General features: G+C 60.5%; 7 protein-coding genes. All 7 read left to right on the forward strand.

Annotated elements, in window-relative coordinates:
• Positions 1–43: 43 nt before the first annotated feature.
• Positions 44–3,370, forward strand: a complete 3,327-nt coding sequence (locus tag ACK9YZ_RS17820) for a DUF2126 domain-containing protein (RefSeq protein WP_416064692.1) — start codon at positions 44–46, stop codon at positions 3,368–3,370.
• A gap of 14 nt (positions 3,371–3,384) precedes the next feature.
• Positions 3,385–5,802 (forward strand): circularly permuted type 2 ATP-grasp protein, encoded by a 2,418-nt coding sequence (locus tag ACK9YZ_RS17825; RefSeq protein WP_416064693.1) that lies wholly within the window; start codon positions 3,385–3,387, stop codon positions 5,800–5,802.
• Entirely contained in the window at positions 5,799–6,686 is an 888-nt protein-coding gene (locus ACK9YZ_RS17830) for a transglutaminase family protein (protein ID WP_416064694.1), read from the forward strand. Before ACK9YZ_RS17825 ends, ACK9YZ_RS17830 begins: the two co-directional genes overlap by 4 nt.
• 116 nt (positions 6,687–6,802) lie before the next feature.
• Positions 6,803–7,987 carry a vWA domain-containing protein gene (locus ACK9YZ_RS17835; RefSeq protein WP_416064695.1) on the forward strand — a complete coding sequence of 395 codons (1,185 nt, stop codon included), beginning with the start codon at positions 6,803–6,805 and terminating at the stop codon, positions 7,985–7,987.
• 278 nt (positions 7,988–8,265) lie between these two features.
• Positions 8,266–10,725, forward strand: coding sequence for a glycogen/starch/alpha-glucan phosphorylase (locus tag ACK9YZ_RS17840; protein ID WP_416064696.1), 2,460 nt, complete (start codon positions 8,266–8,268; stop codon positions 10,723–10,725).
• On the forward strand, positions 10,725–12,932 hold the full coding sequence (gene glgB, locus ACK9YZ_RS17845; protein WP_216755918.1) for a 1,4-alpha-glucan branching protein GlgB: 2,208 nt from the start codon (positions 10,725–10,727) through the stop codon (positions 12,930–12,932). The genes ACK9YZ_RS17840 and glgB overlap by 1 nt, the downstream gene beginning before the upstream one ends.
• 19 nt (positions 12,933–12,951) lie before the next feature.
• Complete coding sequence (gene glgC / locus ACK9YZ_RS17850; protein WP_183735298.1) at positions 12,952–14,214, forward strand: glucose-1-phosphate adenylyltransferase; 1,263 nt, start codon at positions 12,952–12,954, stop codon at positions 14,212–14,214.
• The last annotated feature ends 2 nt before the right edge of the window (positions 14,215–14,216 follow it).

The following is a 14,216-nucleotide window of genomic DNA, read 5'->3' on the forward strand; positions in this document are numbered from 1 at the left end:
GGAACAGCTAAGCCGATCAACGGCAAGCGGATAAAAGAGCAATATGTCAATCAAAGCCAGCATCTATCATCTGACCCATTATCAGTATGACAAACCGGTCCGCCTCGGCCCACAGATCATCCGCCTCAAGCCAGCCTCGCATTCGAAAACGCGGGTCTTGAGCCATTCTCTGAAGGTCACGCCGTCGAACCATTTCGTTAACCTGCAGCAGGACCCTTACGGCAATTATCTCGCCCGCTTCGTCTTCCCCGACCCCGTGAGCGAATTCAAGATCGAAGTCGATCTCGTCGCGGACATGACGGTCTACAATCCCTTCGACTTCTTCGTCGAAGAAGAAGCGACAAAGTGGCCCTTCAACTACCCGGAATCGCTCCGTGAAGATCTCTCGATCTACATGATGCCGGAGCCGGCTGGCCCGCGCCTGAAGGCACTGCTGCCGACGCTCGACTGGTCGCCCGATCAGCCGACGGTGGACATGATCGTGGGCCTCAATGCCCGTCTGCAGCGGCAGATCGGTTATGTGATCCGTATGGAAGCCGGCGTCCAGACGCCGGAGGAGACGCTGGAAACAGCCAAGGGATCCTGCCGCGACACCAGCTGGCTGCTTGTGCAGATTCTGCGCCATCTCGGGCTCGCCGCCCGCTTCGTCTCCGGCTATCTCATCCAGTTGGCACCGGACCTGAAAGCGCTCGATGGCCCTTCCGGTACTGAGGTCGATTTCACTGATCTGCATGCCTGGGCGGAGGTCTATCTGCCCGGCGCCGGTTGGGTCGGTCTCGATCCGACCTCCGGCCTGCTGACCGGCGAAAGCCACATTCCGCTCGCAGCCACACCGCATTACAGCAATGCCGCCCCGATCTCCGGCGGCTATTTCGGCGAGGCCGAAACCGAATTCGCCTTCGACATGAAGGTTTCCCGCGTCGCCGAGCATCCGCGCATCACCAAACCTTTCTCCGATGAGAGCTGGGACGAGCTCAATCAGCTCGGCGAGAAGGTCGACCGCGTTCTCGAAGCCGAGGATGTGCGCCTGACGATGGGCGGCGAGCCGACTTTCGTCTCCATCGACGATTTTCAATCCGACGAATGGAACACCGCCGCAGTCGGACCGACCAAGCGCGAAAAGGCCGACAGCCTGATCCGCAGGCTGCAGGAGCGTTTCGCTCCCGGCGGCTTCCTGCATTACGGCCAGGGTAAATGGTATCCCGGCGAGAGCCTGCCGCGCTGGACCTTCTCTCTCTACTGGCGCCGCGACGGCAAACCGATCTGGCAGAACCTCGATCTGATCGCCGCTGAAGGCAAGGATACCGGCGTCAAGGCCGAGGATGCGGAAAAGCTCCTGACGGTGATTGCCAGGGAACTGGCAATCAAGCCCGATATGGTGCAGCCGGCCTATGAGGATCCTGCAGACTGGATCATCAAGGAAGGCAGCCTTCCCGAAAACGTTGATCCGTCGAATTCGAAGCTGAAGGACCCCGAGGAGCGCAGCCGCATTGCCCGCGTCTTCGCCCGCGGCCTCACCGTGCCGACGGGTTATGTCCTTCCCGTTCAGGTATGGAATGCCAGGGCCGCCGCAAGCCGGACCTGGGTCAGCGAAAAATGGCGCACGCGCCGCGGAAAGATCTTTCTTGTACCGGGCGACAGCCCGATCGGCTATCGCCTGCCGCTCGGCACGCTGCCCTATGTCCCGCCGGCGCGCTATCCTTATATCCACCCCGCAGATCCGTCGATACCGCGCCCGCCATTGCCTGACGTCTTCGTGCCCGCCGGCCGAGCCATGCCAGAAGCATCGTTCCAGACGGACGAAAGCCACGCCGTCCGTGTCGAACAGACCCTTGGCGACATAGGCGGCGCCGTGCGCACTGCCTTGTCGGTCGAACCGCGCGAAGGCCGGCTCTGCGTCTTCATGCCGCCAGTCGAGCGCATCGAGGATTATCTGGAGCTGATCGCGGCTGCCGAAAACGCGGCTGCCGAACTCAAGCTTCCCGTTCACATCGAAGGCTACCCGCCGCCGCAGGACGAGCGCATCAACGTCATCCGTGTCGCCCCCGATCCAGGCGTCATCGAAGTCAACATCCACCCGGCTTCCAACTGGCAGGATTGCGTCGACATCACCACGGCGATCTACGAGGAAGCGCGGGCCACCCGGCTCGGCGCCGACAAGTTCATGATCGATGGTCGCCACACCGGCACCGGCGGCGGCAACCACGTCGTCGTCGGCGCCGCCAATCCAAACAACAGCCCCTTCCTGCGCCGCCCGGACCTGCTGAAGAGCATCATTCTCCACTGGCAGCGCCATCCCTCGCTCTCCTACCTGTTTTCCGGCATGTTCATCGGTCCGACCAGCCAGGCGCCGCGCATTGACGAGGCCCGCCACGACAGTCTCTATGAGCTGGAGATCGCCATGGCGCAGGTCGGAGCGCCGGGTCGCGGTCAACTGCCGCTGCCCTGGCTTGTCGACCGACTGTTCCGAAATCTTTTGACCGATGTCACCGGCAATACCCACCGTGCAGAGATCTGTATCGACAAGCTCTTCTCGCCGGATGGCCCGACCGGGCGGCTCGGCCTCATCGAGTTCCGCGGCTTTGAGATGCCGCCGAACGCACGTATGTCGCTTGCCCAGCAATTGCTGGTGCGCGCGCTGATTGCCCGCTTTTGGACGAACCCCGCCGACGGCAAGTTCGTCCGTTGGGGTACGACCCTGCACGACCGTTTCATGCTGCCGCACTTCGTCTGGACTGATTTCCTCGACGTGCTCGCGGACTTGCGCGAAAACGGCTTCGACCTCAGCCCCGAATGGTTCAAAGCGCAGCTTGAATTCCGCTTTCCTTTCTGCGGCGAGGTCGAATACGAGGGGTCGAAGCTGGAACTGCGCCAGGCGCTGGAGCCCTGGCACGTCATGGGCGAGGAAGGCGCGCCGGGCGGCACCGTCCGCTACGTCGACAGCTCCGTCGAGCGCCTTCAGGTTCGGCTCGAAACGAACAACGCCTCGCGCTACTCCGTCACCTGCAATGGCCGAATCGTACCATTGACGCCGACGGGCACATCGGGCGTGTCCGTCGCCGGCGTGCGTTTCAAGGCCTGGCAGCCGGCTTCCGGCCTGCACCCTGTACTGCCGGTGAATACGCCTTTGACTTTTGATATTTATGATACATGGTCGAAACGTTCGATCGGCGGCTGCATCTATCACGTTGCCCATCCGGGTGGTCGGAATTATGAAACCTTCCCGGTCAACGGCAACGAGGCGGAAGCACGACGGCTTGCCCGTTTCGAACCGTGGGGACATACAGCGGGTGGTTATATTCCACGCGCCGAAACGGTTTCGCCTGAATTCCCGCTGACGCTGGATCTGAGGCGGCCCGCTGGAATTTGAAGAAACTGGGTCTGATGGGCAAGAAGCCTGCACTGGAACTGAGGGACGAGATCGAAGAACGCGCCGGCGCGGATGCGGTCTTCGACTATGCTCCTCTACCCGGCATTGCCGACGAGATGGTGGACAACAACGGTGCCATCCGCCCCGTCTGGCAGCGTTTCCTCTCCCATCTGAACCTTATGCCGGAAAAGGATCTGACCGAGCGCTTCGCCCGCGCCGACCGTTACCTGCGCGATGCCGGCGTCTTCTATCGGGCTTACGGCGCCAAGGGCAGCGGCGAGCGCGCCTGGCCGCTCTCCCACATCCCGGTGCTGATCGACGAGCGCGAATGGCAGGTGCTTTCGGCAGGCCTCGTACAGCGCGCCGATCTGCTCGAAGCGATGGTCGCCGATATCTATGGCGACAACAGGCTTGTTGAGGAGGGCATTGTTCCCCCAGCCCTCATCGCCGCCAACCCTGAATTCCAGCGGCCTCTGGTCGGCGTGAAGCCGGCAACCGGGCACTATCTGCATTTCTGCGCTTTCGAGATCGGCCGCGGACCCGATGGCAACTGGTGGGTGCTCGCCGACCGCACGCAAGCTCCCTCGGGCGCGGGATTCGCACTCGAAAACCGGGTGGCGACCACCCGATCCTTTTCCGACGTCTATGCTGAAACGCCGGTTCACCGCCTCGCCTCTTTCTTCGGTGCTTTCCGCGACGCCCTGCAGACGATGAAACATTCGGGCGACGACCGCATCGCGGTTCTGACCCCCGGCCCGGCCAACGAAACCTACTACGAGCATGCCTATATCGCTCGCTACCTCGGTTTCATGCTGCTTGAAGGCGAGGATCTGACCGTCGTCAACGGTCGCGTCATGGTCCGCACTGTCGCCGGCCTGAAGCCGATCGGCGTACTCTGGCGTCGTCTCGATTCCGCCTACGCCGATCCCCTGGAATTGAACCAGAATTCGCATATCGGCACGCCTGGCCTTGTCGAAGCGCTACGCGCCGAAACCGTCACCATCGTCAATGCGCTCGGCACCGGCGTTCTTGAGACGCGTGCCTTGCTTGCCTTCATGCCCGCCGTCTGTCGTGCGCTGCTGGGCGAAGATCTTCGCCTGCCGTCCATTGCCACATGGTGGTGCGGCCAAAAGGATGAGCGCGACCATGTGGCTGCCAATATCGAGAAGATGGTGATCGGCCCTGCCTATTCCCGCGCACCCTTCTTCGATGACGGCGGCGAATCCGTTCTCGGCTCGTCGCTTCGCGCCACGGCCAGGGATTCGATTTCGGGCTGGTTGGCGAGCGACGGCGCAAAACTTGTTGGTCAGGAAGTCGTTACCCTCTCCACAACCCCCGCCTGGGTCAACGGCAAGCTGACCCCCCGGCCGATGTCATTGCGCGTCTTCGCCGCGCGCACCGCCGCCGGCTGGCAGATCATGCCCGGCGGCTTTGCCCGCATCGGCTCGGGAGACGATGCCGCCGCCATCGCCATGCAGTCCGGCGGCGCGGCCGCCGACGTCTGGATCGTCAGCGACAAGCCGGTCGAGCGCCACACTCTCCTGCCCGCCGAAGGCAGCTTCACCCGCAACATGCCGGGGAGCCTGCCGAGCCGCGCGGCCGACAACCTCTTCTGGCTGGGCCGCTATATCGAGCGCGCAGAAGGGGCGCTGCGCATCCTGCGCGCCTGGCATGCGCGTTACGCCGAGGCCGCCGACCCGAACCAGCCGCTGCTGGCAGACGTCACCGAATATCTGGCCGCGGTCGATATCGACACGGCCGAACCGGTGCCGGAATCGCTGCTGCGCAATATCGATAGCGCCGTCTATTCGGCGAGCAATATCCGCGACCGCTTCTCGCCCGACGGATGGCTGGCCCTGAACGATCTCGCCAAGACCGCCCGCCGTTTCCATACCACGATTACATCAGGCGACGACGCCAGCCATGCGATGACCATCCTGCTGCGAAAACTTGCGGGCTTCGCCGGTCTCGTGCACGAAAACATGTACCGCTTCACCGGCTGGCGTTTCCTCTCGCTCGGCCGATACATCGAGCGCGGGTTGCACATGACGCGTCTTCTCGGTCACATGTCCGGCCCGGAAGCACCCGATGGCGCGCTCGATATGCTGCTCGAAATCGGTGATAGCGTCATGACCCACCGCCGCCGCTACAATGTGAACACCGCGCGGCTGACGGTGACCGACCTCCTGGCGCTCGATCCGCTCAACCCGCGCTCGATCCTCTTCCAGATGAACGAGATCCATCGCGAGGTCGAACAGCTGCCGAATGCCTTCATCAACGGCCAGATGTCGCCTTTCTATCGCGAGGCGATGCGCCTGCATTCCGGCCTCGCCGTCATGACGCCGGAAACGATGAGCGGCGATGTCTATCACCGGCTGGAGCATGAGTTGGAACACCTCTCCGACCTCCTGGCGCAGACCTATCTCGGATGACGGCCGTGCTCTACGATCTCACTTTGCATATGGGCTATGCCTACGACACGCCGGCATCTGGCGCGCGCCACATCATGCGCCTCATGCCGCTCTCGCTGCCGAACCGCCAGCGCCTTGTCGCAGGCTCGATCAGCATTTCGCCGCAGCCGGACGAACAGTCCCATTTCGTCGACTTCTTCGAACATCCGGCCACATCCTTCCTGCTGCGCTCGCCACATGAAACGCTCGATATCCGCATGCAGGCCCGTGTGCAGGTCGAAAGCCAAGCCATATCGGCGGACTTCTCGCCGCTGCTGGCCGAGCTCCCGGAGGACGTCGCCGGAATCTGGTCACTCGATCCGGGATCGCCCCACCATTTCCTTGGCGACAGCCCGCGCCTGACCGAAACCAAGATCATCAGTGAGTACGCAAGGACCTGTATCCAGCCTTCGCTGACGGTGATACAGATCGCCTATGCGCTTTGTGCCCGCATCAACGAGGATTTCACCTACGATTCGGAAGCGACGAGTGTCGAGACGACGCCGCTGGAAGCCTTCAAGCTGAAGCGCGGAGTCTGCCAGGATTTCACTCATATCATGATCCTTGCATTGCGCAGCCTCGGCATTCCCGCCGGCTACGTTTCCGGCTTCCTGCGCACCATCCCGCCACCGGGCAAGGAACGGCTGGAGGGGGCCGATGCCATGCATGCATGGGTGCGCGTCTGGTGCGGCGAGACGGCCGGCTGGATCGAGCTCGACCCCACCAACAATATCCCCGCCGGAACCGACCATATCGTCGTCGCCTACGGCCGCGACTATGCCGACGTCGCTCCCGTAATTGGTGTACTCAAAAGCTACGGAAGCCAGCGTTCCGTGCAGGCGGTAGATGTAATTCCGCTGAAATAATCCCGAAATAGGAAAAAACGGCCGGTTGCCTACAATTTTAGATACAGGGTTTAGCACCCATTAGATTAATCCGATCCATGAATGGCGCCTAGTTAGGTTCCTTTGGATCGGTGGGCATGATGAACACCCTGCATTCGCATTTTGATCGGCTGCGGCACGACCGAGGCGGCAATTTCGGCATCATTACAGCCATCCTGCTGCCTTTGCTAATTGGTACAGCCGGGTTCGCAATCGACACGATGAACATCATCGCTTCGCAGCGTCAACTCCAGGAAGCCGCCGACGCAGGAGCTCTTGCAACGGCCACCGCACTTGCTGCCGGAAAGGTCACGACCGATGATCAGGCGAAGGCCTTGGCCAAGGACTTCGTCACTGGCCAGATGGCAAATTACGTCGATGCAGCAACTATCAGCGCCATTAAGTCATCTACGACCGTAAACATTGACACGACTACCTCGTCAAACGGCAAAAGCTACAAAATCGCGGTCAACGCGTCTTATCCGCTGAGCCTTACACCTTTCATGAACGTCCTGGGATTCAAGACGTCGACGATCGCGGCGGCAAGCACGACAAGTAGCGGCATCAACCAAGAGCGCAGTGCCGTTTCTCTCACACTCGTGCTCGACGAATCCGGCTCCATGCTCGCCAATACCGGCACCAAAATCGTTCCGACTACGAGCTGCCAGCAATATAATAGCAGCGGTCAGTCGATCGGGACGAAGAGCCCGTGTTACGTCAAGAAGATCGACGCACTGAAAACGGCCGCCAATCTTCTTCTCGATCAGCTAGACAAGGCCGATCCGCAATCTAAATACGTTCGCACCAACGCCATCGCATGGAGCGGGACCGTCCAGGACTATAATAATTTCAATTGGGGCACGTCCAAGACGAGGACGGAAGTCATCAATACTATGTCGGCTGGCGGCAACACGGAATCGGCAGCCCCGATGCTGCAGGCCTACAACGGCCTTAAATCGACGGGCGCGGGCTCTGAGTCGAAAATTCAGTCGGATGCTGGCAATACAAAGCTCACGAAATACATCGTCTTCATGACGGATGGTGAAAATAACAAGTCTACATCCGATACAAATACGCTGACGACCTGCACCAATGCCAAGAATGCCGGGATCAAGATCTATTCGATCGCCTTCATGGCACCAGCCGCCGGGAAAACCTTGCTTAGTACCTGCGCCAGCGGTAGCGCCTACTATTTCCAGGCAGAAAGCATGAACGACCTTATCTCCGCGTTCCAGGCCATTGGTCAGAATGCGGCGGCCGACAAGACCCTGCTGACCCAGTAGTTACAGCACGCATTTACCACCAACAAAAAGCCGCTCCGGAACAAACCGGCGCGGCTTTTCGTTTAAGCTTTATTCGGCCTATCAGATCGGGAAAACCGATTGAAATCAAGTCCCTTGGGCCTGTCGAATATGAAGGTTCCGCAAATTTTTCGTTTGCCCAATTACCTTGTTGCAAGTGCGTGATAACGGTGCATAAACTGCCCTGTCGGTGTAAGCGACAAATCGATTGAATCAGGCGTAAGATACTGTAACCAAATAAAAATTGGCGAGACCTGACCATGAATACTGTTTCGAAGCCGATCATTCCCGCCCCCGCTCCGCGCAGTTCCCGGCCGGAAATCCTGGCTGAGGAAATCATCGAGCGCCTGACCTACCGTATCGGAAAGGACGCCAAGGTCGCCAAGCCGCATGACTGGCTGACGGCAACCATTCTTGTCGTGCGTGACCGCATCATCGACAAGTGGATGGAGTCCACCCGCAAGGTTTACGAAACCGGCGCCAAGCGCGTCTATTACATGTCTCTCGAATTCCTGATCGGCCGCCTGATGCGCGATGCCGTATCCAACCTCAACCTCATGGAAGAGGTGAGCGATGCGCTCGCTTCGCTCGGCGTCGATATCAACGTCATTGCCGGCCTCGAACCGGATGCTGCCCTCGGCAACGGCGGTCTCGGCCGTCTCGCAGCCTGTTTCATGGAGTCGATGGCAACTGTCGATGTCCCGGCCTATGGCTATGGCATCCGCTACGTCCACGGCCTCTTCCGGCAGCAGATGGCAGATGGCTGGCAGGTCGAACTGCCGGAAAACTGGCTTGCGCACGGCAATCCCTGGGAATTTGAGCGCCGCGAGAGCGCCTATGAAATCGGCTTTGGCGGCTCGATCGAGGTCATCAGCGGCCATGATGAGCAACCGCGTTACGTCTGGAAGCCCGCCGAGCGCGTCATCGCCGCCGCCTTCGATACGCCGGTCGTCGGCTGGCGCGGCAAGCGCGTCAATACGCTTCGCCTGTGGTCGGCCCAGCCGATCGATCCGATCCTGCTCGACGCCTTCAATGCCGGCGACCATATCGGCGCTCTGCGCGAGAGCAACAGGGCTGAAAGCCTGACGCGCGTTCTCTATCCGGCGGATGCAACGCCTGCCGGCCAGGAACTGCGCCTGCGCCAGGAATATTTCTTCTCGTCCGCCTCGCTGCAGGACATCCTGCGCCGTCACCTGCAGCAGTATGACGACTTTACCTCGCTGCCGGACAAGGTGGCGATCCAGCTCAACGACACCCATCCGGCCGTTTCAGTCGCCGAACTGACGCGACTTCTCTGTGACGTGCACGGCCTGGATTTCGATACGGCCTGGGATATCACCCGTCGTACGTTCTCCTACACAAACCACACGCTTCTTCCCGAAGCGCTGGAAAGCTGGCCGGTTCCGCTGTTCGAGCGCCTGTTGCCGCGCCATATGCAGATCATCTATGCGATCAACGCCAAGATCCTGATCGAGGCGCGCAAGAGCCGCAATTTCTCCGATACGGAAATCCGCTCGATCTCGCTGATCGATGAAAGCGGCGACCGCCGCGTGCGCATGGGCAACCTCGCCTTTGTCGGCTCGCATTCGATCAACGGCGTCTCGGCACTGCACACGGACCTGATGAAGGTCACGGTCTTCGCAGACCTGCACAAGCTCTACCCTGATCGCATCAACAACAAGACCAACGGCATCACGCCGCGCCGCTGGCTGCAGCAGTGCAACCCCGGCCTGACCAGCCTGGTGCGCGAAGCGATCGGCGATGAATTCCTCGACGACGCCGAGAAGCTGAGGGCGCTCGACAAGTTCGCTACCGACCCGAGCTTCCAGCAGAAATTCGCTGCTGTGAAGCGCACGAACAAAGTGGCGCTTTCCAATCTCGTCGCCAGCCGCATGGGCGTGAAGCTCGATCCGTCGGCCATGTTCGACATCCAGATCAAGCGCATCCACGAATACAAGCGCCAACTCCTGAACATCATCGAAGCCGTGGCGCTTTACGACCAGATCCGCTCGCACCCGGAGCTGGACTGGGTACCGCGTGTCAAGCTCTTCGCCGGCAAAGCGGCGCCGAGCTACTACAATGCCAAGCTCATCATCAAGCTCATCAACGACGTTGCGCGCACCATCAACAACGACCCATCGGTCCGCGGCCTGCTGAAGGTCGTCTTCGTGCCGAACTACAATGTCTCGCTAGCGGAAGTCATGGTTCCGGCCGCCGACCTATCCGAGCAGATCTCGACGGCAGGCATGGAAGCGTCGGGTACCGGCAACATGAAGTTCGGCCTGAATGGCGCACTGACGATCGGCACGCTCGACGGCGCCAATGTCGAAATGCGCGACAATGTCGGCGAAGACAATATCGTCATCTTCGGGCTCCAGGCCGATGAAGTCGCCAAGATCCGCAGCGAGGGCCATAATCCACGTGCGATCATCGAGGGTTCGCGGGAGCTATCCCAGGCGCTGGCCGCCATCAGCTCGGGTGTCTTCTCTCCTGACGATCGCAACCGCTATACCGGCCTTATCGACGGCATCTATTCTCACGACTGGTTCATGGTCGCCGGCGATTTCGACGCCTATGCCGCCGCCCAGCGTGAGGTCGATCAGATCTGGACCAACCAGTCCTCCTGGTATGAGAAGACGATCAATAATACGGCGCGGATGGGCTGGTTCTCTTCCGACCGCACGATCCGACAGTATGCCGACGAGATCTGGAGAGCTTGATGAAGCCGCCGAAAGCCGCCCCTGAAGTGAAGCTTCCCTGGGAAATTTCGGCAGACGAGATCGCGGCAATCCTCAGTGGCTCGCAGGCCAATCCTTTTGCCGTCCTGGGCGTACACCAGGCCGGCGAGGCCTTCATCGCCAGGTGCTTCATTTCGGGTGCGGAAGCCGTCACCGCAATGACGCTGGATGGGACACCGATCGGCGATCTCCACCAGCTCCATCCGGACGGCCTCTTCGGCGGCCAGGTTTCCATCACCAAATTCCAGCCGGTGCGCTATCGTGCCCGGCGCGCCGACGCCGAATGGGCCGTGACCGACCCTTACAGCTTCGGCCCGGTGCTCGGCCCGATGGACGATTATTACGCCCGTCAGGGTTCGCATCTGCGGCTTTTCGACAAGATGGGCGCCCATCGCATCAAGCACGAGGGTGCAACCGGCATCCACTTCGCCGTATGGGCGCCGAATGCGCAGCGCGTCTCCGTCGTCGGTGATTTCAACAATTGGGATGGTCGCCGCCACGTCATGCGCTTCCGGTCCGACAGCGGCATCTGGGAAATCTTCGCCCCCGACGTGCCGCTCGGTGTTCCCTACAAATTCGAGATCCGCGGTCACGACGGCGTGCTGTTGCCGCTGAAGGCCGATCCCTTTGCCCGCCGCAGCGAACTGCGCCCGAAGACGGCTTCCGTGACGGCCGCCGAGCTTTTACAGGAATGGCAGGACGAGCCGCATCTGAAGCATTGGCGCGAAACCGACAAGCGCCGCCAGCCGATCAGCATCTATGAGGTTCATGCCGGCTCCTGGCAGCGTCGCCAGGACGGTTCCATGCTGTCTTGGGATGAGCTTGCCTCGAGCCTCATCCCCTACTGCGTCGATATGGGCTTCACCCATATCGAATTCCTGCCGATCACCGAGCACCCCTACGACCCCTCCTGGGGCTACCAGACGACCGGCCTCTATGCCCCGACCGCCCGCTTCGGCGAGCCGGAGGGCTTCGCCCGTTTTGTCAATGGCTGTCACAAGGTCGGCCTCGGCGTCATTCTCGACTGGGTGCCGGCGCATTTCCCGACTGATGAGCACGGCCTCGGCTGGTTCGACGGCACAGCACTTTACGAACATGCCGACCCGCGAAAGGGCTTCCACCCGGACTGGAACACGGCGATCTATAATTTCGGCCGCACGGAAGTCGTGTCCTACCTTGTCAACAACGCACTCTACTGGGCCGAGAAATTCCATCTCGATGGCCTGCGCGTCGATGCGGTCGCCTCGATGCTCTATCTCGACTATTCGCGCAAGCACGGCGAATGGATCCCGAACGAATATGGCGGCAACGAAAATCTCGAAGCCGTCCGCTTCCTGCAGAACCTCAACACCCGAATCTATGGCGAGCATCCTGGCGTCATGACCATCGCCGAGGAATCGACCTCCTGGCCGAAGGTTTCCCAACCGGTTCATGAAGGCGGCCTCGGCTTCGGTTTCAAATGGAACATGGGCTTCATGCACGACACGCTGAGCTACATGAGCCGCGAACCGGTGCACCGCAAGCATCACCATAACGAACTGACCTTCGGGCTGCTCTACGCCTATTCGGAAAATTTCGTCCTGCCGCTGTCCCATGACGAAGTCGTGCACGGCAAGGGTTCGCTGATCGCCAAGATGCCGGGCGACGACTGGCAGAAATTCGCCAATCTGCGCGCCTACTACGCTTTCATGTGGGGCTATCCCGGCAAGAAACTGCTCTTCATGGGACAGGAATTTGCCCAATGGGCTGAATGGAGCGAAAACAAGTCGCTCGACTGGAACCTCCTCCAGTATCGGATGCACGAAGGCATGCGCCGCCTGGTGCGCGACCTCAACTTCACCTACCGCAGCAAGGCAGCGCTCCATGCGCGCGACTGCGAAGGCGACGGTTTCGAATGGCTGATCGCCGACGACTACGAGAACTCAGTCTTCGCCTGGCTGCGCAAGGCGCCCGGTCAGAAGCCGGTTGCCGTCATCAGCAACTTTACGCCTGTCTATCGCGAGAATTACTCGATCCGGCTGCCTTCGTCGGGACGCTGGCGGGAAATCCTCAATACCGATGCCGACATCTATGGCGGTAGCGGAAAAGGCAATGGCGGGCGCGTGCAGGCCGTCGATGCCGGCGGCGAGATAAGCTGCTCGATAACCCTGCCGCCACTGGCGACGATCATGCTTGAACCCGAGAATTAGTGACTGGTGGGAGGAGAAAATGGTAGAAAGACGCATTCAGCCACTTGCCCGCGATGCAATGGCCTATGTTCTCGCCGGCGGCAGGGGAAGCCGCCTCAAGGAGCTGACTGACCGGCGCGCCAAACCGGCCGTCTATTTCGGCGGCAAGGCGCGCATCATCGATTTCGCATTGTCCAATGCCTTGAATTCCGGCATCCGCCGCATCGGTGTCGCCACGCAATACAAGGCGCATTCGCTGATCCGCCACATGCAGCGCGGTTGGAACTTCTTCCGTCCGGAACGCAACGAAAGCTTCGACATTCTGCCGGCATCGCAACGCGTTTCCGAAACGCAGTGGTATGAAGGCACTGCCGATGCCGTCTATCAGAACATCGATATCATCGAGGATTACGGCGTCGAATACATGGTCATCCTCGCCGGCGACCATGTGTACAAGATGGACTACGAATACATGCTCCAGCAGCATGTCGATTCTGGCGCCGACGTGACGATCGGCTGCCTGGAAGTGCCCCGTATGGAAGCGGTCGGTTTCGGCGTCATGCATGTCAACGACAAGGACGAGATTTTCGCCTTCATAGAAAAGCCGGCCGATCCTCCAGGCATTCCGGACAAGCCGGATTTCGCTCTCGCCTCCATGGGCATCTATGTCTTCCGCACGAAGTTCCTCCTTGAGGCGTTGCGCCGCGATGCCGCCGATCCAACCTCGAGCCGCGACTTCGGCAAGGATATCATCCCCTATATCGTCGAGCATGGTAAGGCGGTCGCCCACCGCTTCGCCAAGTCCTGCGTCCGCTCGGATTTCGAACACGAGCCCTACTGGCGCGACGTCGGTACGATCGACGCCTATTGGCAGGCCAATATCGACCTGACGGCGATCGTTCCGGCCCTCGATATCTACGACAAGTCCTGGCCGATCTGGACCTACGCCGAAATCACGCCACCGGCGAAATTCGTCCATGACGACGAAGACCGCCGCGGTTCGGCAACGTCGTCCGTCGTTGCAGGCGACTGCATCATTTCAGGCGCAAGCCTCAACCGGAGCCTTCTTTTCACCGGCGTACGGGCCAATTCCTTCTCCAAACTGGATGGAGCGGTCATCCTGCCCAATGTGAAGATCGGCCGGCGCGCGCAACTCAAGGATGTTGTGATCGACCATGGTGTCGTCATTCCGGAAGGTCTCGTCGTCGGCGAGGATCCGGAACTCGATGCACGGCGCTTCCGACGGACGGAAAGCGGCATTTGCCTGATCACGCAACCGATGATCGACAAGCTGGATATCTGACT

Source organism: Rhizobium sp. ZK1, from assembly GCF_047782645.1.
Classification (GTDB): domain Bacteria; phylum Pseudomonadota; class Alphaproteobacteria; order Rhizobiales; family Rhizobiaceae; genus Rhizobium.

Bases quoted from the DNA above. Each gene is read 5' to 3' on its own strand.
- ACK9YZ_RS17825 (WP_416064693.1), top strand. From the start codon at position 3,385: ATGGGCAAGAAGCCTGCACTGGAACTGAGGGACGAGATCGAAGAACGC.
- ACK9YZ_RS17840 (WP_416064696.1), top strand. From the start codon at position 8,266: ATGAATACTGTTTCGAAGCCGATCATTCCCGCCCCCGCTCCGCGCAGT.
- ACK9YZ_RS17830 (WP_416064694.1), top strand. From the start codon at position 5,799: ATGACGGCCGTGCTCTACGATCTCACTTTGCATATGGGCTATGCCTAC.
- glgC (WP_183735298.1), top strand. From the start codon at position 12,952: ATGGTAGAAAGACGCATTCAGCCACTTGCCCGCGATGCAATGGCCTAT.
- glgB (WP_216755918.1), top strand. From the start codon at position 10,725: ATGAAGCCGCCGAAAGCCGCCCCTGAAGTGAAGCTTCCCTGGGAAATT.
- ACK9YZ_RS17820 (WP_416064692.1), top strand. From the start codon at position 44: ATGTCAATCAAAGCCAGCATCTATCATCTGACCCATTATCAGTATGAC.
- ACK9YZ_RS17835 (WP_416064695.1), top strand. From the start codon at position 6,803: ATGATGAACACCCTGCATTCGCATTTTGATCGGCTGCGGCACGACCGA.